Origin of the sequence: Shinella sp. 838, assembly GCF_029623935.1 — a bacterium.
Classification (GTDB): domain Bacteria; phylum Pseudomonadota; class Alphaproteobacteria; order Rhizobiales; family Rhizobiaceae; genus Shinella.
Window position 1 is genome coordinate 316,912 of the sequence record NZ_JARSBQ010000001.1, and the last position, 24,826, is coordinate 341,737.

Genomic DNA, 24,826 nt, shown 5'->3' on the forward strand with positions numbered 1-24,826 from the left:
GCTACAGATCATGCCGGCGTCGGCGGTCAGAAGGCGCATCCTGCAGCCGGAGCCTGTCCGGTTCTGACGGTTTATTCATACCGTCTCGTCATGACGGCTCCATGACTGTTTCATGAAGGCTGTGGAAAGGCAGGGCGGCTGGGCCGCCCCGCGCAGTCGAGGCTCACCGGCTCGTCGCGACGAGCGAGAAATATGCGCCCTGCGGATCGACACAGTTGAGGATCCAGGCGCCGCCGGGCACTTCCATCGGCCCCATAACCACCTGGCCGCCGCCGTCCGTCACGCGTTTTCCGGCCGCGTCGAGGCCTTCGACCACGAAGTAATAGCTCCAGAAAGGCGGCATGGGCGTGCCGGGCGGGTTGGTCATCATGCCGCCGATGGCATTGCCGCCGCGCACGGCAAAGGTCTGGTAGGTGCCCATGCCGGCATCCGACATGTCGACGGCCATGTCCTTCGTCCAGCCGAAGGTTTTCGAATAGAAGTCCCAGGCGCCGTCGAGTTCGCCGGCCATCAGCTCGTTCCAGCCGATATGGCCGGGCGTCATCATTTCCGGCCGGTCGGGGCTTTCGTCCTCGGTGGAGAAGAGCGAGAAGACGGCGCCGTGCGGATCGGCGACGACGGCAAAGCGGCCGACGCCGGGAATATCCTGCGGCTGGCGGTGGGTTTTTCCGCCATTCCTCTCGATGTCGCCAAGGGTCTCCTCGAGCGTGTCGGTGAAGATGTAGCCCATCCACATCGGCGGCATGCCCTCGGCTTCCTTGGGCAGTTCCATCAGCCCGGCCACCTGTGTTTCACCGGCATAGGCGAGGGTGTAGTTCATGCCCTCCATGCCGGAATCGCGCGTCGACCAGCCGACGACCGAGGCGTAGAACCGCTCGGCGGCGGGCACGTCGGGCGTCATCAATTCGTACCAGCAGAATGTGCCATAATCCTTGTGCATGCGGTTCTCCATTTTCTTGATGGACGGACTCAGTCGCAGCAGGATCGCGCTTTGGGCGCATCCGCATACTCATCCTTGCGCTTGACGAAGCTGAGCGTGCCGGTCTCGTTTCGGCCCTTTGGCGCACGGTCGAGGATCATCAAGGTGCCGAGCGCCTCCTCGCCGCCACGGGCATAGTCGGAATAGGTGTGGTAGACGGTGCCGCCCTCGTCCTTGAAAAAGGCGCTGAGGCCGGGAAGCTCGTCATGCGCATCGGCGGCGTTCGTCTCGCGGTAATTGTACATGACCTTGCCGCTCGCCAGCTCCTCCTTGGTGAAGGAGACATGGTAGTCGAAGTTGAAGTCGCTGCCAAAGGCGGAAACCCACGGGAATGTCCAATTCATGCGCTTCCTGTAGGCGGTGAGTTTTTCGAGCGGTGCGCGGGAGACGGCGATCATCGTGACGTCGTGGTTGTTGAGATGCGGCAGCATGCCGTCGATATGGTCGGCCATGAAGGAACAGCCGGGACAGCCGGCCTCCCAATCAGGACCATACATGAAGTGGTAGACGATGAGCTGGCTGCGGCCATCGAACAGGTCGGCCAGGGTCTTGCGGCCATCGGGTGTCTCAAAAGTATAGATCTTCTCGACTTTGACCCAGGGAAGCGAGAGGCGTTCGGCGCGCACCTTGTCGCGCAGCTTTGTCTCCTCCTTCTCCAGCACCAGCAACGCCTTTCGCGCTGCCAGCCATTCATTTTCGGATACGATCTCGTGGTGCGGTCTCATGCTCGGAACTCCTCTTTCACGGGCTTTCGACAAATAAGTTGGTATCAACATTATTCGACCGTGTCAAAGCGACGCCCGGTCTCAGTCGTCGGGCACGGTCTGCTTCTCGACGGCCTGTAACGCTGCGGCGATGGTTCTGGTTGCCGCCTGAATGTCTTTTTCGCCGAGCAGGCCGCCGAGCGCATTGGCCCAAACTGCCTGCCGCGCCCTTATGGCCGTCAGCGCCGCCACGCCGTCATCCGTCAGCACCATCAGCTTGGCGCGCTGGTGGGCGGGGTTCTCGGCATAGGCGACGAGGCCGTCCTTCTCGAGGAGATCGGCGACGCGCTGAACGCCTTGCCGCGTCATGCCAAGCGCCCGGCCGGCATCGGCGACGGACATGGGCGCATGGGCGGCGGCGGCGAGCACCTGCCAGCGGGCGCTGGTCTGGCCGGCGGGTTTGGCCAGTGCATCGCCCGCCGTCTGCAAATGCCCGGCGAGGCGCAGGACCGAGATGGCAAAGGTGGCGAAGGCATCGCCGGCGGGAGTGCGGTCAGAGCTCATATTGACAACATGCTGTCATTTTGCGAAGGTGGTTTTGACAGCATATTGTCATTTTAGTCGGATCGGTGCAAGCGAGGAGAACGTGATGTTGAAGACCTACAAGGGAAGCTGCCATTGCGGAAAAATCCGCTATGAGGCCGATATTGACCTCTCCGCCGGGACGGGCCGCTGCAATTGCTCGATCTGCTCGAAGAAGCGCTATTGGGGCGCGCAGATCAAGCCGGATGCCTTTCGCCTGCAATGCGACGAGGCGGATCTCGGCGACTACCAGTTCGGCACGATGAGCGGGCACCACCACTTCTGCAAGACCTGCGGTGTCTCGCCGTTCGGCCAGGGCTATGTCGAGGCGATCGGCGGCGCCTATGTCTCGATCAACGTCGCCTGCCTCGACGATATCGAGCACAGCGAGCTTGCAGCATTGCCGGTGCAATATTTCGACGGACGGAACAATGCCTGGTGGAATACGCCGGCCGAGACGCGCCACCTCTGAGCAAACAGCCGGGCGCGAAACAGGATGTTCGCGCCCGGTCGAAGCTTATTCCGGCAGGATGCGCACGGCGCCCTTGTCGGCGCTGGCGGCGAAGGCGGCATAGGCCTTGAGCGCCGTCGTGACATTGCGCTTGCGCGGAGCGGCCGGCTTCCAGCCGAGCTTGTCCTGTTCGGTACGGCGGGCGGCGAGTTCTTCTTCCGGGACCGCAAGGTTGATCGTGCGGTTGGGGATGTCGATCTCGATGAGGTCGCCCTGGCGCACGAGGCCGATCGCGCCGCCCTGGGCGGCCTCGGGCGAGGCATGGCCGATCGAAAGGCCGGACGTGCCGCCGGAGAAGCGGCCGTCGGTGATCAGCGCGCAGGCCTTTCCAAGACCCTTCGACTTCAGGTAGCTCGTCGGATAGAGCATTTCCTGCATGCCCGGGCCGCCCTTCGGGCCTTCATAGCGGATGACGACGACGTCGCCGGCCTTCACCTCGCCGCTGAGAATGCCCTTGACGGCTGCATCCTGGCTTTCGAAGACGACAGCCGGGCCGGAGAATTTCAGGATCGATTCATCGACGCCGGCGGTCTTCACGATGCAGCCGTCGAGCGCGATGTTGCCGGAGAGGACGGCAAGGCCGCCATCCTTGGAGAAGGGATGCTCGACGGAGCGGATGACACCCGTTTCCCCGTCGGTGTCGAGTTCGTCCCAGCGTGCTTCCTGGCTGAAGGCGACCTGCGTCGGGATGCCGCCCGGTGCGGCGCGGAAGAAGGTGCGCACTGTCTCGCTGCTGGTGCGGGTGATGTCCCAGCGGTCGATGGCGTGACCGAGGGTTTCGGAATGCACGGTCGGCGTGTCGCGATGGATGAGACCGCCGCGGTCGAGCTCGCCGAGGATGCGCATGATACCGCCGGCGCGGTGCACGTCTTCCATGTGCACGTCCTGCTTGGCGGGCGCGACCTTGGAGAGGCATGGGACGCGACGCGACAGTGCGTCGATGTCGTCGAGGTCGAAGTCGATGCCGCCTTCATAGGCGGCCGCCAGAATGTGCAGCACGGTATTGGTCGAGCCGCCCATGGCAACGTCGAGCGACATGGCGTTCTCGAACGCTTTCTTGTTGGCGACCGAGCGCGGCAGGATGCTCTCGTCTTCCTGCTCGTAGTAGCGGCGGGCGAGGTCGACGATCAGGTGGCCCGCCTCGACGAAGAGGCGCTTGCGGTCGGCATGGGTCGCGAGCGTGGAGCCGTTGCCCGGCAGTGACAGGCCGAGGGCTTCGGTCAGACAGTTCATCGAATTGGCCGTGAACATGCCGGAGCAGGAGCCGCAGGTCGGGCAGGCGGAGCGCTCGATGACCTTGACGTCCTCGTCGGAGATCGTGTCGTCGGCGGCGGCGACCATGGCGTCGACAAGGTCGAGCGCGTGGGTCTTGCCGTGCAGCACGACCTTGCCGGCCTCCATCGGGCCACCGGAGACAAAGACCGCGGGGATGTTGAGGCGCATCGCAGCATTCAGCATGCCGGGCGTGATCTTGTCGCAGTTGGAGATGCAGACCATGGCGTCGGCGCAATGCGCGTTGACCATGTATTCGACCGAGTCGGCGATGATCTCGCGCGACGGCAGCGAATAGAGCATGCCGTCATGGCCCATGGCGATGCCGTCGTCGACGGCGATCGTGTTGAATTCCTTGGCGACGCCGCCAGCCTTCTCGATTTCGCGCGCGACGAGCTGGCCGAGGTCCTTCAGATGGACGTGGCCGGGCACGAATTGGGTAAAGGAGTTCACCACCGCGATAATCGGCTTGCCGAAGTCCGAATCCTTCATGCCGGTTGCGCGCCAGAGGCCGCGGGCACCGGCCATGTTGCGGCCGTGGGTGGTGGTTCGGGAGCGATATGCGGGCATGGTCAATTCCTCGAGTGGACGCGGCTGACATATGGGCTTTTTGGGGCCGCATTGCGAGCCTCAGCAGGGTTCCCTAGCGCAAAATGCCCCGCGCGTCACGAAAGGAATGGAGATTTTTCGCCGGTGCGACGCAATTTCCTTGCCGGGAGCCGTGGCAGACATGACCGTTGTCGGCACGGTGCATTCATGCAATGGTCGGCGCCATGATCGGCACGGGGCAGGCTTTGGCGGAAACGGGTGTGGAAAGCGCCGAAGGGGCGCTCGACAAGAGCCCGCTCTATCTGCGTATCCGCGAGGTGCTTGCCGAGGCGATTGCCTCCGGGCGGCTGCCGAAGGGCGCCCTGCTGCTTGAAGGGCCGGTCGCGACCCTCTTTGCCTCCACCCGTACGCCGGTGCGCCAGGCTTTCGCGCTTCTGGAGGCGGCGGGGCAGATCCGGCGGTTCGATGGGCGCGGTTTTCTGGTGGGGCAGGGGCGCGGCGGGCCGAAGCGGGCGGTGCTGACCGCCGAGATGCTCGGCCTCGACGAGGAGGTGCCGGCCTTGCGCAAGGCACCGGCCTGGGAGGCGATCTACGAGAGCCTGGAGCGCGAGATGGTGCATCTGTCCGTCTTCGGCCGCCACCGCATCAACGAGGTGGAGCTGGCCCGTGCGCGCGGCGTCGGCCGGCAGGTCGCGCGTGATGCGCTGACCCGGCTGGAAGCACTCGGCATCACGGAAAAAGACGAGCGCATGCGCTGGACGCTGGTGCCGCTCGACGAGCAACGCATGCGTGACCTGCACGACATCCGCGTCGCGCTGGAGCCGCTGGCGCTGAGCCAGGCTGCGCCCTTCATCCCGCCCGCGGAGCGCGGTGCGATGACGCAGCGACTGGAAGAGGCGCTGGCCGTCTATCCGGATCTCTCCGTCGAAGCGATGGACGACCTTGAGACCGACCTGCACATCACCTGCCTTGGCTATTGCCCGAACCGCGAATTGCTGATCGCGCTGCGCCGTGCCCGTTTCATGCTGAATGTCAGCAAGCACATTATCGGCGTTTCGCACCGGATGCCGGCCGACGAGCCCTTCATAGCGGAGCATCTTGCGGTGTTCCGTGCGCTCGACGTCGACGACAGGGCGCGTGCGGCCGAAACGCTCCGCCATCACATCACGGTCTCGCTGCCCAAGGTGATCGGCCGCGTCGCGGAGCTGCGTGCGGCGCACCGGCCGGACATGCCTGCCTATGCGACGCCCGTCACCCGGTGAGGAGGAAAGGATGACGGTCAGGCGCATCGTCGCGAATATCGAAACGGCCGATCCGGCGGGCGTGGCCGCTTTTTATCGCGGGATACTCGGGCTGGAGCTGCTGATGGACCACGGCTGGATCGTCACCTACGGCACGCAGGATCGTATGCCATTGCAGGTGAGCTTTGCCTCCGAGGGCGGTTCCGGCACGCCGGTGCCGGGTCTTTCGGTCGAGGTGGACGATCTCGATGCCGTCTATGCGGCGGTCCTTGAGGGCGGTTACATCGTCGAATACGGACCGGCGGACGAGCCTTGGGGTGTGCGACGGTTCTTCGTGCGCGATCCTGCGGGCACACTCGTCAACATCGTCATGCACCTCTGACGGTCAGGTGATCGCGCCGACCTGCCAGGGCACGAATTCGTTGTCGCCGTAGTCGAACGCTTCGCTCGCCGTCTTGCGGCCGGAGGCGGTTTCGATGACGAATTCGAAGATGCGGCGGCCGGCCTCCTCGATCGTCTCGGTGCCGTCGACGATCGTGCCGCAATTGATATCCATGTCCTCCTTGATGTGTTCGTACATCGGCGTGTTGGTGGCGATCTTGATGCACGGCGCCGGCTTGTAGCCGGAGACCGAGCCGCGACCGGTGGTGAAGGCGACAAGATTGCAGCCGCCGGCGATCTGGCCGGTCACGGCCGCCGGGTCGTAGCCGGGTGTGTCCATGAAGACGAAGCCCGGCTCCGTCACCTCCTCGGCATATTCATAGACGGCGTTGAGCGGCATCGAGCCGCCCTTGGCGACCGCGCCGAGCGATTTTTCCAGAATGGTGGTGAGGCCGCCGGCCTTGTTGCCGTGCGAGGGGTTGTTGTTGAGTTCGGCGTCGTTCTTTGCCGTGTAGTCTCGCCACCAGTCGATGCGGGCCAGCAGTTTTTCCGCCACTTCAGGCTGGGCGGCGCGGCGGGTCAAAAGATGTTCCGCGCCATAGATTTCCGGCGTTTCCGACAGCACCGTCGTCGCACCCTCCTTGACCAGGAGATCCGAGGCGATGCCGAGGGCCGGATTGGCGGAGATGCCGGAATAGCCGTCCGACCCGCCGCATTCGAGGGCCAGCTTGATGCCCGACAAGGGCTGTGGCGTGCGGCGGATGCGGCCGACATCCGGCAGCATGTCGTCGATCATCTCGCAAGCCGCCTCGATCGTCTTGCGCGTGCCGCCCTGGTTCTGGATCATCATGGTGCGGAAGGTTTTCCCCTCCTCCAGCCCGGCCTCCTCGACCAGCGGGCCGTACTGAAAGGTCTCGCAGCCGAGGCCGATCATCAGGATGCCGCCGAAATTCGGGTTGCGCGCATAGCCCTTGAAGGTGCGGGTGAGAATGCGTCCGCCCTCGGACTTGAGGTTCAGCGCGCAGCCGCCGCCATAGGTCAGCGCCACCACGCCGTCGATATTGTCATGGCCGGTTTCGCGGAACTTGCGGGCATAATGCTCCGCCACATAGCGCGAGACCGTGGCGGAACAGTTCACGGTCGAGAGGATGCCGATGTAGTTGCGCGTGCCGATGCGGCCGTTGCCGCGATCGTAGCCATCGAACGTGCGACGCTCAGCCGCCGGCACCATTGCCGGGAGCGCATTGTCGACGCAGAATTCGTGTTTCAGCGCCACGTCGAGAATGGCAAGGTTCTGCAGGTGAACGTGTTCTCCGGGGCGGATTGCCCGTGTCGCATATCCGATGATCTGGCCGTATTTCCTCACCGGTTCGTTTTCCGCGATCGGTGCGATTGCCACCTTGTGTCCGCGCGGTATGCGCTCGATGGCGGAAACGCCGTTCACCAGCATGCGGCCGGCGTCGACATTGGCAGGAACGACCCCGACATTGTCTTTCGGGTTGAGGACGAGCACGGGGGGGATGTCGGCGAGCATGGCGGCTCCTGCTGTTGAGGTCGGCGCATTATGCACTTTGTCAGCAAAAGTCAATATTGCGAATTGCCTGTGCTCCGCAACAGGTGGTAATGGCCCTGGCCGTCAATTTATCGTATGATTGCTTCCGATTTGTATGATCAATGATTGAACTGGTGGAGGCAACGTGGCGGAGAAGCTCGCAAAGCAGGCGCATCGGCCGTCATCGCGCCGACCCCGGGTGCGTCATAACGTGACCGCGGCGATCGGGGGCGATATCTGCGGCGGGCGTTTTCCGCCCGGCGGGGCTCTGCCGCGGGAAAGCGACCTGTGCGAAAGCTATGGCGTCAGCCGCACCGTCATCCGTGAATCGCTGAAGGTGCTGGAGACGAAGGGGCTCGTGCGAGGCCGGCCGAGGGTCGGCACGCTGGTCTGCGACCGTTCGGAATGGAACGTGCTCGACGCGCAAATCCTGGAATGGATGGGCCCGGACGTGCTCTCGGCCGAGCTTCTCGGCTCCATCCTCGAAGCACGACGCACCGTCGAGCCGGCCGCCGCCTTCCTCGCGGCCGCCCGCGCGACGGCGCAGGAGATTGCCGACCTCGAGTGCGCCTGTGACGACATGAGCGATGCCGAAGGCGACCTAGAAGCCTTCACCGCCGCCGATACGCGTTTCCACGAGACGCTGCTGAAAGCGAGCCACAACCAGGTTTTCCACCAGTTGTCCTCGATCATCCACGCTGCCCTTTCCTACGCGTTGCACGCCTCCAACCGGGCGACGGAGCGTCATGACGAAGCGCTCGGCGTGCATCGGTCGCTGGTCGATGCGCTGCGTTTGCGGGATGGTGCGCGCGCGGAGGCCTGCTCGCGTCATATTCTCGATCTCGCCGCGCGAGATATCTCCGGCCTGATGGGGCGCACCGAGGTGCCATGACGAAGCTGGCGGGTGTGGCATCCCGGGCTTGACGATGAACGCACGGGATATGAAGGCGGCGGCGGTGGACGCAAGCCTTCGTCATGCCTATGTCATACGGGCACACCGCAAAGGAGAGATTCATGCGCCCCATCACCGGTTTCGTCGTCGCCGCACTTACGGTCCTGTCGCTGGCAGGATGCAGCACGACCGCTGCGAACAACACGACCTATGCTCGCCCGGCGGCTTCGGGCGGCGGCCTTTCGATCCCTCTGAATTGATGGGATGCCGGTGATCGCCTTCAGGCGTTTCGGAGCGGCAAGGTGATGGTGGCCAGGTAGCGGCCGCCATCCACCGGACCTGACGAGAAACGCCACCGGTTGCCGAAGCGGGCCTGCAGCCGCTCCCGGATGTTGCGAAGGCCTATGCCCATTCCAGGCGGCTTTCTGCCCATGTCCTCAGTTGGAAGGTCGTTCTCGACACTCAGCACGAGATGATCCCCCTCCCGTTTCGCCTCAAGCACGATCGCGACGTGTTTTCGCGACGGGCCGACGCCATGTTTGACGGCGTTCTCGATCAGCGGCTGGAGAATGAGATTGGGGACCATCACCCCTTCCAGTTCGGCCGGCAGACGGATATCGAAGGCCATGCGGTCTGCGAAGCGCTCATGCTCGATTTCGAGGTAGTCGCGCTGCAGGGCGATTTCCTCGGCCAACGGGACATCGTGGAGCGGGTCGAGCGAAAGCGTCTTCTGGAGAAAGCGCGAAAGCGACAGGACCATGCGGTCAGCCCGCCCCGCCGATCCCTCCTCGATGAGGCCGGCGATGGAGTTCAGGGTATTGAAAAGAAAATGCGGGTTGAGTTCGTAGCGCAGCGCCCGCATCTCCGCGTCCAGCTTGCGGCGCTGCGCATTGAGCAGGGAGAGCGCCGCCACATAGAAGCCGAAGACAATGCCGTTCCAGATCAGGCTGAAGCGGAACTGCAGGAGAGCCTTCTCCCAGGTATTGGCGATGGCGAAGCCCGGCACGCTCTGGCCGCCGGGCAAGGCGTGCGGGCCGACCGTCATGATGACGGTGATGTCGAACACCGCCTGGGTGGTCGCGGCGGCGAACACGCAAAGCGTGCCGAAACCTATCGCCTGGACCTTCGACAGATTTTGAAGGCGCTGCAACACCCTTGCGAGAAGCAGCGCGAGCAGGATGCTGCTCAGCCAACCCGGTGCGATGATGGGCAGGCCGCCGGGCAACATGAGAATGTCGTTGATCGATAGCGCCGTCCACAGGGTGACGGCCAACACGAGCGCTTCGCGTCCATTCAGCATGCCGGCCATGAGTACTCCTCGAAACCGCCTTTCCCGGAGGCGGTTGTCCGCCACGCCCTCAGCTATGCCTTGGAAGTGGGCTCAGGAGAATGCCGCGTGCACCCTTGTTCACGGAAAAACCCGGCTTGCGCAGAGGCAAGCCGGGCTTGAGGTGAGCGAGTGGCCTTTAATGCGAGTCGGCCATGCGGGCGGCCTCGACGGCATCGGACTGCTCGAAGCGTACGCCGTTGAAGAAGGCGTTCAGCAGCACGGCGACGATGGAGGCGAGCACGATGCCCGATTCGATGATGGGATGGATCGCATGCGGCATCCACATCAGGTAGTTCGGGGCCAGCAGCGGGATCAGGCCGAAGCCGACCGAGACCGCAACCACGAAGAGGTTGTTGCGCGAGGACTTGAAGTCCACCGTCGTGAGGATGCGCACGCCCGTCGCGGCCACCATGCCGAACATCACGAGGCCGGCACCGCCGAGAACGAAGGTCGGCACGGCCTCGACGAGGGCACCCATCTTCGGGATGAGGCCGAGGATGATCATGATGATGCCGCCGGCGACGCAGACATAGCGGCTCTTCACGCCAGTGACGCCGACGAGGCCGACATTCTGCGAGAAGCTGGTATAGGGGAAGGTGTTGAACAGGCCGCCGATCATCGTGCCGATACCATCGACGCGCAGACCTGCGGTCAGCTTCTGCTGGGAAACCGGCTTTTCGGTGATTTCACCCAGTGCCAGGAACATGCCGGTCGATTCGATCATGACGACGATCATGACGAGCGTCATGGTGGCGATCAGCACGGGATCGAAGATCGGCATGCCGAAGCGCAGCGGCGTGACGACGGCGAACCAGCCGGCATCGGCGACGCGGTCGAAATGCATCATGCCGAGGATGGAGGCAGCAACGCAGCCGATGACGACTCCGCTGAGGACCGCGATGTTGCTGATGAGGCCGCGGCCGAAGCGAGCGATGGCGAGGATCGAGACGAGCACCAGTGCCGACAGCGCGATATGGCTCGGCTCGGCATAGACCGGGTTGGACACGGTCGGTGCGATCGCAAAGCCGCTGGGCACGGCAGGGCCGCCGCTTTCGGCGAGCGTCTTCATCTGGGCGAGCCATTCGGCATGCGCCGGGTCGATCAGCTTGGGCGCGGTCGGGCCGAAGGGGTTGCCGAACGTCCAGTTGATGCCGACGCGCATCAGCGACACGCCGATGACGAGGATGATGGTGCCTGTCACGACGGGCGGGAAGAAGCGCAGCAACCGGCCCATGATGGGGGCAATCAGCAGCGCAATGAAGCCGGCACCTATGATGGCGCCGAAGATCATGCGGGCACCCTCCGTTCCCGGCGTCATCGTTGCCATGGAGACCATCGGGCCGACGGAAGCGAAGGTCACGCCCATCATGACGGGCAGACGGATGCCGACATGCCGGCCAAAGCCGAGCGACTGGATGATGGTGACGAGGCCGCAGACGAAGAGGTCGGCAGAAATCAGGAACGCCACGTCCTGGGGGCTGAGCTGCAGGGCGCGCCCGACGATGAGCGGCACGGCGACGGCGCCGCCATACATGACGAGTACGTGTTGGATGCCCAGCGTCGCGAGCCTGCCTGCGGGCAGTTTCTCGTCCACCGGGTGTATGCTGGATGCGTCGCTCATGGATACTCCTCCGATCACGTCGACTTTTCGAATGCCCGTCCTCCAACGGGGTGCGCCATCTTTGGTAGAGGGGCAGACGGCCGCAAGCATAGCCAGGCGAGAAACACTTTACGGTTTCCTGGGGTAATCGAGTGGTGGAGTATGCGCGCCGCGTGCCGCCGACCTGCCGGATTCGGGTGTAATTTCACCTGCTTGGCGCTGGTCCGCAGTGCGATATGCGGCTGGACGTGCCACCCATATGACCGCAAAATACCCCTCGCCGTCAACTCTTTCCTGCACGGCATATGTGTATTTCCGCGTAGCCATCCGGACGGAGCAAAAAGCCGGCGGCATGCGGCGTGCCGCGAGGAAAGCCGGACAATTTTCAAGAGCCGCGCCGGCGCTGGCTGAAAACATGACGGTGTGATGGGGAGTTGGAGCGCGCTGTTGGATTCTCCGAATCCTCACCTTGCAGGCGCCGGTTTCCGGTCAGGATCAGGGGCGGGTCGGCGAAGCAGGTTTTGCGCTGTGGGGGAGAATGCTTCGTACCCAGCGCCCGGCCTTGCCGGCAAGACGCAATGGCGGAAAAGCAAAAGGCCTTCCGGTTTCCCGAAAGGCCTCTGGAATTCGAATGGTGGGCGTGACAGGGATTGAACCTGTGACCCCTACGATGTCAACGTAGTGCTCTCCCGCTGAGCTACACGCCCATCCGATGAGGGGCATAGACCACAAAACCCTGAGGCGCGTCAATAGCTTTTTGAAGCTTTTTTTACGGGCCGATTTTGCGGTCTTTTCCGGGGGTTAGGCGGCCAGCATCTTGTTGACTTCTTCAACGAGATCGCGCAGGTGGAACGGTTTTGACAGAACCTTGGCGTCCTTCGGGGCCTTGGAATCCGGGTTGAGCGCCACGGCGGCGAAGCCCGTGATGAACATGACCTTCAGGTCCGGGTCGAGTTCCGTTGCGCGGCGGGCCAGCTCGATACCGTCCATCTCCGGCATCACGATGTCGGTCAGGAGCAGCGAGAAGGGCTCTTCGCGAAGCCGGTCGTAGGCGCTGGCGCCGTTGTCATAGGACAGCACCTGGTAGCCCGCCTTTTCGAGCGCCTTCACGAGGAACCGGCGCATATCGTTGTCGTCTTCTGCGAGGAGAATCTTGGGTGTCATGGAGTTCGGGAACCGTTGCTAAGGTTGTCTGCCCGCGGACGGGCGGTTCTGTTACAAGAGCGTATTCCGGTAAATATCCGGTGAATGGGGCAGGGCAAGCCCTTATCCCTTGTTTCTCAGTATGGACACGCAGGGTGGCCGCTGGCAACATGGCACACGCAATGACTTGAAGGCATGGTAAAGGGCAGCAATGGCGGAGGCTTTGAGCGAAAACAGCCACTTCGAAGTGCTGGAGCCGGTTTCGCAAAGCGTGCCCCTCGTCTTCAATTCCCCCCACAGCGGCCGACGTTATCCACAGGGCTTTCTGGCGCAGTCGCGTCTCGATTCACTTGGTATCCGCCGTTCGGAAGACCATTATGTCGATGAGCTGTTCTCGGTCGCGCCGGCGCTCGGCGCGCCGATGCTGATCGCACACTTCCCGCGTGCCTGGCTCGACGTCAATCGCGAGCCGTACGAGCTCGACCCGCGCATGTTCGAGGGGGCACTACCCTCCTTTGCGAACATCAATTCGATTCGGGTCGCCGGCGGGCTCGGCACCGTGCCACGGGTCGTCGCCGAGAACATGGAGATCTACCGCCAGCGCTTTCCCGTGGAGGAGGCGCTGGAGCGGGTCGAGACGGTCTACAAGCCCTATCATGCGTGCCTGCGCCGTCTTGTCGTGCGCACCCATGTCACCTTCGGCTTCTCGGTGTTGATCGACTGCCATTCGATGCCGGGCAATATCCGCGTCTCCGGCACGGGCATGCGGCCGGATTTCATCATCGGCGACCGGTACGGCACCAGTGCGTCGGGCGAGCTTTCACGCACTGCTATGCGGCTTCTGGAGGACATGGGCTTTTCCGTGGTGCGCAACAAGCCCTATGCGGGAGGCTTCATCACCGAACATTACGGCCGGCCTGCCAAGGGGCTGCATGCCTTGCAGATCGAGGTGAACCGCGGCCTTTATGTCGATGAAACGACACTGGCCAAGCGACCTGATTTCGCGGTGCTGCAGACGGCGATTTCAGCGTTCCTGCAGGATTTTTCCGACCATGTCGAGGAATACGCCGTCGACCGGGCGCTGGCGGCCGAATAGGGGCCGGTCTCCTCTCAAAAAAAACCGCGCTTGGGGCGCGGTTAAGTCTAGGGAGGAAACACCCAAGGAGGGTATTTACAGCCACGAGTGACTGTAAGAAAACAATAATATTGCGCTGCACAAATGTCAAGCGCAGCTGCGGAACAAATTTGCGATCCGTTAAGCAATTTCCTTTGCCTGCGCTGCGCGGGCTTTCGCACCATCCCGGTTCCGTTTTGCGTGTCGATGCAGTAAGGAAGGGCGGTCCGCAGTCCCTCCGAGAGATCCCCCATGTTGCCTGATCGCGCCTTCTTCGACCGCCTTGCCGAAGCTGCAAGGAAGGAAACCCTGCCACGCTTTCGCGCCGGTGCCGATGTCGTCAACAAGGAAGCTGCTGGCTTCGATCCGGTGACGGAGGGCGACAGGGCGGCGGAGCTGGCGATCCGGGCGCTGATCGAGCAGCATTTTCCGGAGCATGGCATCCTTGGTGAAGAGCATGGTTCGGTCGGTCTCGACCGGGAATATGTCTGGGTCATCGACCCGATCGACGGCACGCGGGCCTTCATTTCCGGCGTGCCGGTCTGGGGCACGCTGATCGGCCTCTACCGCAATGGCGAGGCTGTGATGGGGCTGATCGACCAGCCCTTCACCGGCGAACGGTATTTCGCTGACGGCAAGGCGTCGCACTATGCCGGACCGGACGGCAGCAAGGTCCTCTCGACCCGCTCCTGCAACAGCTTGTCCGACGCGATTCTCTTCACGACCTCGCCGCATCTCTTCACGGAGAGCCGCAAGACGCGGTTCGAAGCCGTGCAGGAAAAGGTCCGGCTCTTCCGCTATGGTGTCGACTGCTACGCCTATGCGCTGCTTGCCGCCGGCCATATCGACCTCGTCGTCGAATGCGGGCTCAAGCCCTACGATGTCGGCGGCCTCATTCCCGTCATCGAGCAGGCGGGCGGCATCATCACCGCCTGGGATGGCGGCCCGGCGGAAATGGGTGGCGAGATCATCGCGGCGGGCAGCCGCAAGGTCTATGACGAGGCGATGGCGCTGCTGAAGGCATGAAGCTTCGGGTCAGGCGCCGAGCCCCGTCCGCTCGGCGTCGCTTCCCGGAATGAAGGCGTCGATCGCAGCGAGCGCCTGTGCGCGATAGCGGTCAGCCTCCTGGAACAGCTCGTGCCGTGCGCCGTCGATCTCGATGAGGCGGGCGGCGCGGAAGATGCGTGCGAGATCGCCGATTGCCTTGCGCGGCACGAGGGCGTCCCGCGTCGGGCACAGCAGCAGGGTGGGAATGCGGATGCGCGTCAGATGATCCTGGTGCGTCACGCGCGCCATGGTCTTCAGCGTCTCGTTCAGCCAGCGGGCGGAGGGCCAGCTGATGGAAAGCTCCGGATGTTCGGTGAAGATACCGGCATTGCGGGCAAATCGCCTTTGATCCGACGTCACGATGTTGTGTGCGAAGTCCAGCGGCGGATCGCCCTTGCGGAAGGTGCGCTTGCCAAAACCCAGCATCGAGGCGAGGCGGGCGATGATGGTGATCTTGCGCTGGCTCATCGACTGGCCGGCGAGCGCGATGAAGGGCGCGGCGAGCACCATGCGCTCGATGCGGTTTTCAAGGGCCGGCGCCTGCGAGAGGGCGACGAGCGCGCCGGTCGAATGGGCGACGATGAAGAAGGGGAGGCGGGCATCTGGCAGCACGATCTTCTCCAGGAAGAGCGAGAGATCGGCTTCGTAGTCGCAAAACCGTATCACGTGGCCGGCACGGCTGTCCGGTATCAGCCGGTCCGAGCCGGCCTGGCCGCGCCAGTCGAAGGTGGCGACCCACAGGCCGCGGGCCGTGAGGTCGTTGATCGTCTCGAAGTATTTCTCGATGCATTCGCTGCGGCCCTGCAGCAGCACGACCGTGCCCTTGGCCTCGCGCTCCTTCGAGCGGAACACGGCATAGCGGATCTTCACGCCGCCACTGCCCTCCAGGAAACCGGCGGAATGGTTCTCCGGAACGGGATTGTCGGCGGTGGCGTTGAGGATGGAATCCATGGCGCTGGCGGGTCTCGGCGGGCGTCGATGATCGATGGATAGGCGCTGGCGCAAGTGTCGTCAAAGAAAAAAGCCGGCTGCATGTGGGCACGGGGGTGGCTTCACATGCAGTCCGGCGCAATTTGACCGGGAAGGAAGGGACGTTACACCCCGGTCGTCAGAAGTTTTCGCTTCCGATGATGCTGTTCTAGCGGGATCAATCTGAACGCTGCCCGAAGTCGCCGTTCATCCACCGTTCATCTCGAAAATTTTTAGGGCGTGGCCTTTTCGGCCGCTTGGGACCCCTTGAACGGCCGAAAACCCATTCCCATCTCATCGTCACGGGCGCCAACAGGGTCCGTCGAGGTTTCCGTCGCCAGAATGGGGCGGAGGCCGGTTTAACCGGGCTGCACCTTTAGAAATCGGGTGTTGCCTTCAGGAAGATCGCAACCGTTGCTCTAAAGGAGGACACCATGCGTCACGTCGATTTCTCCCCCCTCTATCGCTCCACCGTCGGCTTTGATCGCCTCTTCACCATGCTCGACAGCCTCGGCCAGCCCGATCAGGCCCAGACCTATCCGCCCTACAACATCGAACGCACCGGCGAAAACACCTATCGCATCACCATGGCGGTGGCCGGTTTCGATGAGAGTGAACTGTCGATCGAAGCGCGCGAACATGCGCTGACGGTCAAGGGCGAGAAGAAGGACGAAGCGGCTGAGGAAAACCAGTATCTTTACCGCGGCATTGCCAAGCGCGCCTTCGAGCGCCGCTTCCAGCTCGCCGATCATGTGGAAGTGCGCGCCGCTTCGCTGAAGAACGGTCTCCTCCACATCGATCTTCTCCGCGAGATTCCGGAAGCCGCCAAGCCGCGCCGTATCGAGATCGCCGCCGTCCAGCGCGAAGCCAAGCAGATCGAAGCGCAGACGAACTGATTTTTCGCTGTCTCGGGAATGAACAAGGGCGGCGCCGCAGGGCGCCGCCTTTTTGGTGTGTCAAAGCACTGACAGGAACCTGTCGACGTCCTCTTCTGTCGTGGCGAAGCTGGTGACGAGGCGAATGAGGGTTTCGTCCGCGCGCATGGTCGCCTTCAGCTCGGGGCCGGCCGGCCAGTCGTAGAAAACCGCGCCCCTGTCCTTCAAGGCTTTCATCGCATCGTTGCGGATGACGACGAAAAGTTCGTTCGAGCCGGTCGGCCAGGCGAGGCGTGCTGTATCCGATGTGGCAAAACCGGTCGCAAGGCGGGCGGCCATGGCGTTGGAATGGCGGGCGAGTTTCAGCCACAGGCCGTCCTTGAAATAGGCGTCGAACTGGGCGGCGATGAAGCGGGACTTGGAGAAGAGCTGGGCCGAGCGCTTGCGCAGGAAATGCATCTGCTGCGCCTTGCCGGGATCGAACAGTATCAGCGCTTCGGCGCACCAGCAGCCGTTCTTCGTGCCTCCGAAGGAGAGGATGTCGATGCCGCGTTTCCAGGTCATTTCCGCCGGCGTCGTGCCGAGATGCGCTAGGGCGTTGGCGAAACGCGCGCCGTCCATGTGCAGCGGCAGGTGCGCCTTCTTCGCGACGTCTGAAAGGGCGGCGATTTCGTCCAGCGTATAGGCCGTGCCGGCTTCGGTCGCCTGGGTGATGGTGACGGCCATCGGCTGCCCGCCATGCACGAAATCCGGTGGGAAGCGGCCGATGGCGGCGGCAAGTGCATCCGGGGAGAGCTTGCCGGCGGGGCCGTCGATCGGCACCAGCTTGGCGCCGGTGGCGAAGAATTCCGGCGCATTGCATTCATCGACATTCACATGGGCCTCGCGGTGGCAGAAGACCTGGCCGCCGGGGCGATTGAAGCTGGCGAGCGCCAGCGAATTGGCCGCCGTGCCCGTGCCGACGAAGAAGACCGCGACGTCGCGTTCGAAAATCTCGGAAAAGGTCTTTTCCACACGCTTGTCGAGGTCGCTGGTGCCGTAGGCCGAGGCGAAGCCGCCGGCTGCGGTCACGAGGCTCTGTGCGATGTCGGGATGGGCGCCGGCCCAGTTGTCGGAAGCGAAAAACATGCGGTTTCCAGTTCGAATGAGGCTGCGAAAGGACCATAATGGAGAAATGAAGGCGATCAATCGCCGAAAACCGCCGAAAGTGCCGCATGGCTCCAGAATGAAAGGAATGGAAACAATGTGCCGGGTGTCCGTAATTTAATTTCAAGCATATGGCGGGGCGGGCAATTTTTCTTCATGAGGTGGTGATTATTTGGCATGATGGCCTTGCGGCCGGGGGGTGTTTCTGGCATAGAGCCCATGAAATAGGACAGGTTTACTGTCCTATTTCGGTCAAGAGACCGAAGAGGCACCGTCCGCGACTGCGGCGCGTTGCCGAAACGGCGCCGGGGGAGGGAAGAGAGTTCTTCCGAAACCCTGGCTGTCCAGACGGTCCTGATGATCATTCCGGTCGACCGTCGCTTGTTGGTCGCATCGGGTTCATGAAGCAGTCGCTCGCGGGGCCGGCCCAGCCGAAAGGCAGATGACGGTCACACGGGCGAAAACGAATGCCCGCAGGATGGGCCACAGGAGGGAAGACGATGATGGAGAAGACCCAAGCACATGACTGTCGGCAGACCCGGTCGCAGACGACTGCGACGGGCGCCAAAACGCGCGCTTCTACAACGGGCCTGCCGAAAAAACAGGGACTCTATGACCCGCGCAACGAACATGACGCCTGCGGCGTCGGCTTCGTGGCGCATCTGAAAGGCAAGAAGTCGCACCAGATCGTGCAGGACGGGCTGTTCATGCTCGAAAACCTGACGCATCGCGGCGCCGTCGGCGCAGATCCGCTGATGGGCGACGGTGCAGGCATTCTCGTTCAGATTCCGGACCGCTTCTTCCGCGAGGAGATGGCCAAGCAGGGCATCACGCTGCCGAAGGCAGGCGAATATGCCGTCGGCCACATCTTCATGCCCCAGGACGAGAAGCTCGTCGATTATTTCAAGAAGGTTATCGGGGATGTCGTTGCCGAAGAGGGACAGGTCCTCATCGGTTTCCGCGACGTGCCGGTCGACAATTCTTCCCTCTCCAAGGCCCCTGAGATCGCCGCCACCGAGCCGCGCCATGTTCAGGTCTTCGTCGGCGCTGGCCGTGAGGCCGCGACGAACGGCGAATTCGAGCGCCGCCTCTTCACCCTGCGCAAGGTGATCTCCAACCGTATCTACGACGAATACGAGGGCGAAGAGAGCAACTTCTACCCGGTCTCGCTCTCCTCGACGACCATCGTCTACAAGGGCATGTTCCTCGCCTACCAGGTGGGCGCCTATTACAAGGACCTTGCCGATCCGCGCTTCGAATCGGCTGTCGCGCTCGTGCACCAGCGCTTCTCGACGAACACCTTCCCGTCGTGGAAGCTGGCGCATCCCTATCGCATGGTCGCCCATAACGGCGAAATCAACACGCTGCGCGGCAACGTCAACTGGATGGCGGCCCGCCAGGCCTCTGTTTCGTCGCCGCTGTTCGGCGAGGACATCACCAAACTCTGGCCGATCTCCTATGAGGGCCAGTCGGATACCGCCTGTTTCGACAACGCGCTCGAATTCCTTGTGCGCGGCGGCTATTCCATGGCGCATGCGGTCATGATGCTGATCCCCGAGGCCTGGGCCGGCAACCAGTTGATGGGCCAGCAGCGCAAGGCGTTCTACGAATACCACGCCGCGCTGATGGAGCCGTGGGACGGCCCAGCCGCTGTCGCCTTCACCGACGGCCGGCAGATCGGCGCGACGCTCGACCGCAACGGCCTGCGTCCGGCGCGCTATCTCGTCACCGACGACGACCGCGTCATCCTCGCCTCCGAGGCCGGTACGCTGCCGGTCAAGGAAGAGAGCATCGTCAAGAAGTGGCGCCTCCAGCCGGGCAAGATGCTGCTCATCGACATGGAAGAGGGCCGCATCATCTCCGACGAAGAGGTGAAGTCCGCGCTCGCCGCAAAGCACCCTTACCGGGAATGGCTCGACAACACCCAGATCATTCTCGAAGACCTCGGCCCGGTCGAGCCGCGGGCGCTGCGCCGCGACGTCTCACTGCGCGACCGCCAGCAGGCCTTCGGCTATACCCAGGAGGACACCAAGCTCCTGATGTCGCCGATGGCGACGACCGGCCAGGAGGCGATCGGCTCCATGGGTACGGACACGCCGATCTCGGCCATGTCCGACAAGACCAAGTTGCTCTACACCTATTTCAAGCAGAACTTTGCGCAGGTGACGAACCCGCCCATTGACCCGATCCGCGAGGAACTGGTCATGAGCCTCGTCTCCTTCATCGGCCCGCGGCCGAACATCCTTGACCATGGCGGTGCGGCCAAGGCCAAGCGCATGGAAGTGCGTCAGCCGATCCTTACCAATGGCGATCTCGAAAAGATCCGCTCCATCGGCCATGTCGAGGACCGCTTCGACACCAAGACGCTGGACTTCACCTATGACGTCTCGCGCGGTGCCGAAGGCCTGCCGGAAATCCTCGACCGGCTCTGCGAGCGCGCCGAACAGGCGGTCACCTCGGGCTACAACATCATCGTGCTCTCCGACCGCCAGATCGGCCCGGACCGCGTGGCGATCCCGGCGCTTCTCGCTACCGCCGCCGTGCACCACCATCTGATCCGCAAGGGTCTTCGCACCTCGGTCGGCCTCGTCGTTGAATCCGGCGAGCCGCGCGAAGTGCACCACTTCTGTCTTCTCGCCGGTTACGGTGCGGAAGCGATCAACCCGTACCTGGCCTTCGACACGCTCACCGACATGCACAAGCGCGGCGAGTTTCCGAAGGAGGTGGATGCGGAGGAAATCGTCTATCGCTACATCAAGGCGATCGGCAAGGGCATCCTCAAGGTCATGTCCAAGATGGGCATCTCGACCTACCAGTCCTATTGCGGCGCGCAGATTTTCGACGCCATCGGCCTCTCCTCGGAGCTGACCGACAAGTACTTCTTCGGCACGGCGACGACCATCGAGGGCATCGACCTCAATGCCATCGCGCAGGAGACCTTCAACCGCCACAGGGCCGCCTTTGGCCGTGATCCGCTGCTCGCCAACACGCTGGATATCGGCGGCGAATATGCCTACCGCATGCGCGGCGAGGAGCACGCCTGGACGCCCGACGTCATTGCCTCGCTGCAACATGCGGTGCGCGGCAATGCGGCCGATCGCTACAAGGAATTCGCCGAACTGGTGAACAGCTCGGCGCTGCGCATGAACACGATCCGCGGCCTTTTTTCGATCAAGGGCGCGGACGCGGCCGGCCGCAAGCCGATCTCGATCGACGAGGTGGAGCCGGCTGTCGATATCGTCAAGCGGTTCTCGACGGGTGCGATGTCCTTCGGCTCGATTAGCCGTGAGGCGCACACGACGCTTGCCGTCGCCATGAACCGGATCGGCGGCAAGTCGAACACCGGCGAGGGCGGCGAGGAGGCAGACCGCTACCTGCCGCTGCCGGACGGGTCGTCCAACCCGGAGCGTTCGGCGATCAAGCAGATCGCTTCCGGCCGCTTCGGTGTGACGACCGAATATCTGGTCAATGCGGACATGCTGCAGATCAAGGTCGCGCAGGGCGCCAAGCCCGGCGAGGGCGGCCAGTTGCCCGGCCATAAGGTGGATGCGACGGTTGCGAAAACCCGTCACTCCACGCCGGGCGTCGGCCTCATCTCGCCGCCGCCGCACCACGATATCTATTCGATCGAGGACCTGGCGCAGCTCATCTACGACCTGAAGAACGTCAATCCGGAAGCTGATATCTCGGTCAAGCTCGTCTCGGAAGTCGGCGTCGGCACGGTCGCCGCCGGTGTCGCCAAGGCGCGTGCGGACCATATCACCATTGCCGGCTTCGATGGCGGTACGGGCGCTTCGCCGCTCACCTCGCTGAAGCATGCCGGCTCGCCCTGGGAAATCGGCCTTGCCGAAACGCACCAGACGCTCGTGCTGAACAAGCTGCGTTCGCGCATCGCATTGCAGGTCGACGGCGGCCTGAAGACCGGTCGCGACGTCGTCATCGGCGCGCTGCTCGGGGCCGACGAGTTCGGTTTCGCCACCGCGCCGCTGATTGCGGCCGGCTGCATCATGATGCGCAAGTGTCATCTCAACACCTGCCCGGTGGGGGTCGCCACGCAGGATCCGGTGCTGCGCAAGCGCTTCAAGGGCGCGCCGGAGCATGTCATCAACTACTTCTTCTTCGTCGCCGAAGAGGTGCGCGAAATCCTGGCCTCGCTCGGCGTTCGCTCGCTGAATGAGATCATCGGCGCCTCCGAGCTGCTCGAAAAGGAGAAGATGATCTCGCACTGGAAGGCCAACGGTCTCGACTTCTCGCGCATCTTCCACAAGGTCGAAGCGCCGAAGGAAGCGACCTACTGGACCGAGCGGCAGAACCACCCGATCCATGACGTGCTCGACCGCAAGCTGATCGAAGAGGCCAAGCCCGCGCTCGAATCGAAGACGCCCGTCGCCTTCGAGGTCGATATCAAGAACGTCGACCGCTCGGCCGGTGCGATGCTGTCGGGCGCCGTCGCCAAGCGTTACGGCTTCAAGGGTCTGAAGGACGACACGATCTCCGTGAAGCTGCACGGCACGGCCGGCCAGTCTTTTGGCGCGTTCCTTGCCCGCGGCGTCACCTTCGATCTCGTCGGCGCCGGCAACGACTATGTCGGCAAGGGCCTTTCCGGCGGCCGCATCGTCGTGCGTCCTCCGGAGGGCAACCGGGCGGTGCCGCATGAATCGATCATCGTCGGCAACACGGTGCTCTACGGCGCGATCTCGGGCGAGTGCTACTTCAACGGCGTGGCCGGCGAGCGGTTTGCCGTGCGCAACTCCGGTGCCGTCGCCGTCGTCGAGGGCGTGGGCGACCATGGCTGCGAGTACATGACGGGCGGCGTTGTCGTTGTCATCGGCCAGACCGGCCGCAACTTCGCGGCCGGCATGTCGGGCGGTGTCGCCTATGTGCTGGACGAGGAAGGCGATTTCGCCCGCCGCTGCAACATGGCGATGGTCGAACTCGAACCGGTTCCGGAAGAGGACGACATGCTGGAGAAGCTGCACCACCATGGCGGCGACCTCATGCACAAGGGCATGGTCGACGTGTCCGACGACATGACGCGCCATGACGAGGAACGGCTCTACCAGCTCGTCTCGAACCACCTGCACTATACGGGTTCGCCGCGGGCCAAGGAGATCCTCGACAATTGGGCCGAGTATCGTCCGAAATTCCGCAAGGTGATGCCGGTCGAGTACCGCCGCGCGCTCGAAGAGATGGAGCGCATGAGGATGGGCATCGCTGCCGAATAAGGCAGCGGTTCACCACCCTTCACACGCTGATGGCGCGAAGACGCCATCAGCATCGAATTCATCTTGGCCGGCCTTCCGGCATCGGGCCCCGAGCGGCGCCCGTCTTTGAGTGAGGATTTTTTACGTGGGCAAGGTTACTGGTTTCATGGAAATCGACCGGCAGGTGGCGAAGTATCAACCGGCCTCCGACCGCATCCGCCATTTCCGCGAGTTCACCATCCCGATGTCGGACCCCGAGGTCCAGAAGCAGGCCGCGCGCTGCATGGACTGCGGCATTCCCTATTGCCACGGCCCGACGGGCTGTCCCGTCCACAACCAGATCCCGGACTGGAACGACCTCGTCTATAACGGCAACTGGGAAGAGGCGATCCGCAACCTGCATTCGACCAACAACTTTCCGGAATTCACCGGCCGCGTCTGCCCCGCGCCCTGCGAGGAAGCCTGCACGCTGAACCTGGAGGATGCGCCGGTCTCCATCAAGACCGTCGAGCAGGCCATCGCCGACAAGGCCTATGAGATGGGCTATATCGTGCCGCAGCCGGCGACGGTGAAGACCGGCAAGAAGGCCGCGGTCATCGGTTCCGGCCCGGCCGGCATGGCGGCCGCCCAGCAGCTCGCCCGCGCTGGCCACGAAGTCCACCTCTACGAGCGCGAGTCCAAGGCCGGCGGCCTGCTGCGCTACGGCATTCCGGACTTCAAGATGGAGAAGAATTTTATCGATCGCCGCGTCGACCAGATGCGGGGCGAGGGCGTCACCTTCCATTACGGCGTCAATGTCGGCGTCGACAAGCCGATGGACGAGATGCTCGCCGAACATGACGCCGTGCTCTATTGCGGCGGCTCCGAAACGCCGCGCGATGCCGGTATTCCGGGCGTCGAATTTACCGGCGTGCACGATGCCATGCCCTATCTCGTGCAGCAGAACCGCCGCGTCGGCCGCGAGAACATCGACAGCGTCGGTTGGCCGTCGGATCCGATTCTCGCCGGCGGCAAGCATATCGTCGTCGTCGGTGGCGGCGATACCGCGTCGGACTGCGTCGGCACGGCCTTCCGCCAGGGCGCAGTGAAGGTCACGCAGCTCGACATTCGCCCGCAGCCGCCGGAAAAGGAAGACAAGCTCGCCGTCTGGCCGTTCTGGGCGACGAAGATGCGCACCTCCTCCTCGCAGGCCGAAGGTGCGGTGCGCGAGTTCCAGGTCGGTACGCTCGAATTCGTCGGCGACGAGGACGGCGTGCTGACGGGTGTCAAGTGCTGCCAGGTGGACGATCGCCGCAAGCCCATCGCCGGCACGGAGTTCATCATCAAGGCGGACCTCGCCTTCATCGCCATCGGCTTCCGCGGGCCCTTCACGAACAGCGTGCTGAAGGATCTCGGCGACAAGCTCGCGATCAACACCGACAAGCGCGGCTCCTCGAACGTCATCGCCAACGACCGCGACTACAAGACCTCGGTGGAAAAGCTCTGGACCGCCGGCGACGTGCGTCGCGGCCAGTCGCTGGTCGTCTGGGCGATCCGCGAAGGCCGCCAGGCCGCCCGCGCGATCGACGAGGCGCTGATGGGTTCCACCACGCTGCCGCGCTGAGTTTTTCGACAAGGATGAAAGGGCGCGCCGGGAAACCGGCGCGCCCTTTGCTGTTGGTGAAGTGCCCCTCATCCGCCTGCCGGCACCTTCTCCCCGCAAGCGGGGAGAAGGCGTATGCCGCATCGCTTTCCA

Annotated in this window: 21 protein-coding genes and 1 tRNA gene; 10 read left to right on the plus strand and 12 right to left on the minus strand. The window is 63.5% G+C overall.

Going from position 1 to position 24,826, the window contains the following annotated elements; translation table 11 throughout:
* Positions 1-163: 163 nt before the first annotated feature.
* From P9A16_RS01440 to P9A16_RS01450, 3 genes are all read right to left on the minus strand, one after another.
* Positions 164-940 (minus strand): VOC family protein, encoded by a 777-nt coding sequence (locus P9A16_RS01440; protein ID WP_023512846.1) that lies wholly within the window; start codon positions 938-940, stop codon positions 164-166.
* A gap of 29 nt (positions 941-969) precedes the next feature.
* The gene (locus P9A16_RS01445) at positions 970-1,704 is read right to left on the minus strand and encodes a DUF899 domain-containing protein (protein ID WP_023512845.1); all 735 of its coding nucleotides are present in this window, start codon (positions 1,702-1,704) and stop codon (positions 970-972) included.
* Positions 1,705-1,785: 81 nt separating this feature from the next.
* A complete protein-coding gene (locus tag P9A16_RS01450) occupies positions 1,786-2,247 on the minus strand; it encodes a MarR family winged helix-turn-helix transcriptional regulator (protein WP_023516044.1) in 462 nt (153 codons plus the stop codon).
* 85 nt (positions 2,248-2,332) lie between these two features.
* Between P9A16_RS01450 and P9A16_RS01455 the strand changes: the two genes are divergently transcribed.
* Positions 2,333-2,737, plus strand: a complete 405-nt coding sequence (locus P9A16_RS01455; RefSeq protein WP_023516043.1) for a GFA family protein — start codon at positions 2,333-2,335, stop codon at positions 2,735-2,737.
* A 45-nt stretch (positions 2,738-2,782) separates the two neighbouring features.
* Here P9A16_RS01455 and ilvD read toward each other — a convergent pair whose 3' ends face one another.
* Positions 2,783-4,618, minus strand: coding sequence for a dihydroxy-acid dehydratase (gene ilvD / locus P9A16_RS01460; protein ID WP_023516042.1), 1,836 nt, complete (start codon positions 4,616-4,618; stop codon positions 2,783-2,785).
* Between the two features lie 191 nt (positions 4,619-4,809).
* On the opposite strand from ilvD, the gene P9A16_RS01465 reads away from it, so the two are divergent.
* The gene (locus P9A16_RS01465; RefSeq protein WP_023516041.1) at positions 4,810-5,859 is read left to right on the plus strand and encodes a GntR family transcriptional regulator; all 1,050 of its coding nucleotides are present in this window, start codon (positions 4,810-4,812) and stop codon (positions 5,857-5,859) included.
* Positions 5,860-5,869: 10 nt separating this feature from the next.
* Complete coding sequence (locus P9A16_RS01470) at positions 5,870-6,220, plus strand: VOC family protein (protein WP_023516040.1); 351 nt, start codon at positions 5,870-5,872, stop codon at positions 6,218-6,220.
* 3 nt (positions 6,221-6,223) lie between these two features.
* Here the strand turns inward: P9A16_RS01470 and P9A16_RS01475 are convergent, their stop codons facing one another.
* Complete coding sequence (locus tag P9A16_RS01475) at positions 6,224-7,753, minus strand: UxaA family hydrolase (protein WP_023516039.1); 1,530 nt, start codon at positions 7,751-7,753, stop codon at positions 6,224-6,226.
* Positions 7,754-7,916: 163 nt separating this feature from the next.
* On the opposite strand from P9A16_RS01475, the gene P9A16_RS01480 reads away from it, so the two are divergent.
* Positions 7,917-8,663 (plus strand): FadR/GntR family transcriptional regulator, encoded by a 747-nt coding sequence (locus P9A16_RS01480; protein WP_023516038.1) that lies wholly within the window; start codon positions 7,917-7,919, stop codon positions 8,661-8,663.
* 122 nt (positions 8,664-8,785) lie between these two features.
* The gene (locus tag P9A16_RS01485; RefSeq protein ID WP_023516037.1) at positions 8,786-8,923 is read left to right on the plus strand and encodes a hypothetical protein; all 138 of its coding nucleotides are present in this window, start codon (positions 8,786-8,788) and stop codon (positions 8,921-8,923) included.
* 20 nt (positions 8,924-8,943) lie between these two features.
* Here the strand turns inward: P9A16_RS01485 and P9A16_RS01490 are convergent, their stop codons facing one another.
* The 4 genes from P9A16_RS01490 to cpdR1 form a co-directional block, all read right to left on the minus strand.
* Positions 8,944-9,972 (minus strand): sensor histidine kinase, encoded by a 1,029-nt coding sequence (locus tag P9A16_RS01490; RefSeq protein ID WP_023516036.1) that lies wholly within the window; start codon positions 9,970-9,972, stop codon positions 8,944-8,946.
* 157 nt (positions 9,973-10,129) lie between these two features.
* Positions 10,130-11,614 (minus strand): nucleobase:cation symporter-2 family protein, encoded by a 1,485-nt coding sequence (locus P9A16_RS01495; RefSeq protein WP_023516035.1) that lies wholly within the window; start codon positions 11,612-11,614, stop codon positions 10,130-10,132.
* Positions 11,615-12,225: 611 nt separating this feature from the next.
* Positions 12,226-12,300: transfer RNA gene (locus tag P9A16_RS01500), tRNA-Val, on the minus strand.
* 94 nt (positions 12,301-12,394) lie between these two features.
* A complete protein-coding gene (gene cpdR1, locus P9A16_RS01505; protein WP_023512679.1) occupies positions 12,395-12,757 on the minus strand; it encodes a response regulator CpdR1 in 363 nt (120 codons plus the stop codon).
* Positions 12,758-12,947: 190 nt separating this feature from the next.
* On the opposite strand from cpdR1, the gene P9A16_RS01510 reads away from it, so the two are divergent.
* Both P9A16_RS01510 and hisN read left to right on the plus strand, forming a co-directional pair.
* Complete coding sequence (locus P9A16_RS01510) at positions 12,948-13,832, plus strand: N-formylglutamate amidohydrolase (protein WP_023512678.1); 885 nt, start codon at positions 12,948-12,950, stop codon at positions 13,830-13,832.
* Between the two features lie 270 nt (positions 13,833-14,102).
* Positions 14,103-14,876 carry a histidinol-phosphatase gene (gene hisN, locus P9A16_RS01515; RefSeq protein ID WP_023515713.1) on the plus strand — a complete coding sequence of 258 codons (774 nt, stop codon included), beginning with the start codon at positions 14,103-14,105 and terminating at the stop codon, positions 14,874-14,876.
* A gap of 9 nt (positions 14,877-14,885) precedes the next feature.
* Here the strand turns inward: hisN and P9A16_RS01520 are convergent, their stop codons facing one another.
* A complete protein-coding gene (locus tag P9A16_RS01520) occupies positions 14,886-15,848 on the minus strand; it encodes an alpha/beta fold hydrolase (RefSeq protein WP_023515712.1) in 963 nt (320 codons plus the stop codon).
* A gap of 452 nt (positions 15,849-16,300) precedes the next feature.
* Here P9A16_RS01520 and P9A16_RS01525 point away from each other — a divergent pair, with 452 nt between their 5' ends.
* Entirely contained in the window at positions 16,301-16,762 is a 462-nt protein-coding gene (locus P9A16_RS01525; protein ID WP_023515711.1) for an Hsp20 family protein, read from the plus strand.
* 60 nt (positions 16,763-16,822) lie between these two features.
* Here the strand turns inward: P9A16_RS01525 and P9A16_RS01530 are convergent, their stop codons facing one another.
* Together P9A16_RS01530 and P9A16_RS01535 are read right to left on the minus strand one after the other, a co-directional pair.
* Positions 16,823-17,869: a threonine aldolase family protein gene (locus tag P9A16_RS01530; protein ID WP_050743794.1), complete on the minus strand. Its 1,047-nt coding sequence runs from the start codon at positions 17,867-17,869 to the stop codon at positions 16,823-16,825.
* Positions 17,870-17,925: 56 nt separating this feature from the next.
* Positions 17,926-18,252 carry a hypothetical protein gene (locus P9A16_RS01535; protein ID WP_156032032.1) on the minus strand — a complete coding sequence of 109 codons (327 nt, stop codon included), beginning with the start codon at positions 18,250-18,252 and terminating at the stop codon, positions 17,926-17,928.
* A gap of 135 nt (positions 18,253-18,387) precedes the next feature.
* On the opposite strand from P9A16_RS01535, the gene gltB reads away from it, so the two are divergent.
* Positions 18,388-23,112: a glutamate synthase large subunit gene (gltB, locus tag P9A16_RS01540; protein ID WP_024270888.1), complete on the plus strand. Its 4,725-nt coding sequence runs from the start codon at positions 18,388-18,390 to the stop codon at positions 23,110-23,112.
* Positions 23,113-23,236: 124 nt separating this feature from the next.
* Positions 23,237-24,694, plus strand: coding sequence for a glutamate synthase subunit beta (locus tag P9A16_RS01545; RefSeq protein WP_023515511.1), 1,458 nt, complete (start codon positions 23,237-23,239; stop codon positions 24,692-24,694).
* Positions 24,695-24,826 lie beyond the last annotated feature (132 nt).

What these genes read in the sequence shown, in the direction of transcription:
- hisN (WP_023515713.1), top strand. Translation starts at nt 14,103, where the DNA reads ATGTTGCCTGATCGCGCCTTCTTCGACCGCCTTGCCGAAGCTGCAAGG.
- P9A16_RS01495 (WP_023516035.1), bottom strand. Translation starts at nt 11,614, where the DNA reads ATGAGCGACGCATCCAGCATACACCCGGTGGACGAGAAACTGCCCGCA.
- P9A16_RS01465 (WP_023516041.1), top strand. Translation starts at nt 4,810, where the DNA reads ATGGTCGGCGCCATGATCGGCACGGGGCAGGCTTTGGCGGAAACGGGT.
- P9A16_RS01485 (WP_023516037.1), top strand. Translation starts at nt 8,786, where the DNA reads ATGCGCCCCATCACCGGTTTCGTCGTCGCCGCACTTACGGTCCTGTCG.
- P9A16_RS01470 (WP_023516040.1), top strand. Translation starts at nt 5,870, where the DNA reads ATGACGGTCAGGCGCATCGTCGCGAATATCGAAACGGCCGATCCGGCG.
- P9A16_RS01520 (WP_023515712.1), bottom strand. Translation starts at nt 15,848, where the DNA reads ATGGATTCCATCCTCAACGCCACCGCCGACAATCCCGTTCCGGAGAAC.
- P9A16_RS01440 (WP_023512846.1), bottom strand. Translation starts at nt 940, where the DNA reads ATGCACAAGGATTATGGCACATTCTGCTGGTACGAATTGATGACGCCC.
- P9A16_RS01490 (WP_023516036.1), bottom strand. Translation starts at nt 9,972, where the DNA reads ATGGCCGGCATGCTGAATGGACGCGAAGCGCTCGTGTTGGCCGTCACC.
- P9A16_RS01450 (WP_023516044.1), bottom strand. Translation starts at nt 2,247, where the DNA reads ATGAGCTCTGACCGCACTCCCGCCGGCGATGCCTTCGCCACCTTTGCC.
- P9A16_RS01510 (WP_023512678.1), top strand. Translation starts at nt 12,948, where the DNA reads ATGGCGGAGGCTTTGAGCGAAAACAGCCACTTCGAAGTGCTGGAGCCG.
- P9A16_RS01530 (WP_050743794.1), bottom strand. Translation starts at nt 17,869, where the DNA reads ATGTTTTTCGCTTCCGACAACTGGGCCGGCGCCCATCCCGACATCGCA.
- P9A16_RS01525 (WP_023515711.1), top strand. Translation starts at nt 16,301, where the DNA reads ATGCGTCACGTCGATTTCTCCCCCCTCTATCGCTCCACCGTCGGCTTT.
- P9A16_RS01535 (WP_156032032.1), bottom strand. Translation starts at nt 18,252, where the DNA reads ATGATCATCAGGACCGTCTGGACAGCCAGGGTTTCGGAAGAACTCTCT.
- P9A16_RS01475 (WP_023516039.1), bottom strand. Translation starts at nt 7,753, where the DNA reads ATGCTCGCCGACATCCCCCCCGTGCTCGTCCTCAACCCGAAAGACAAT.
- P9A16_RS01445 (WP_023512845.1), bottom strand. Translation starts at nt 1,704, where the DNA reads ATGAGACCGCACCACGAGATCGTATCCGAAAATGAATGGCTGGCAGCG.
- cpdR1 (WP_023512679.1), bottom strand. Translation starts at nt 12,757, where the DNA reads ATGACACCCAAGATTCTCCTCGCAGAAGACGACAACGATATGCGCCGG.
- P9A16_RS01455 (WP_023516043.1), top strand. Translation starts at nt 2,333, where the DNA reads ATGTTGAAGACCTACAAGGGAAGCTGCCATTGCGGAAAAATCCGCTAT.
- ilvD (WP_023516042.1), bottom strand. Translation starts at nt 4,618, where the DNA reads ATGCCCGCATATCGCTCCCGAACCACCACCCACGGCCGCAACATGGCC.
- gltB (WP_024270888.1), top strand. Translation starts at nt 18,388, where the DNA reads ATGATGGAGAAGACCCAAGCACATGACTGTCGGCAGACCCGGTCGCAG.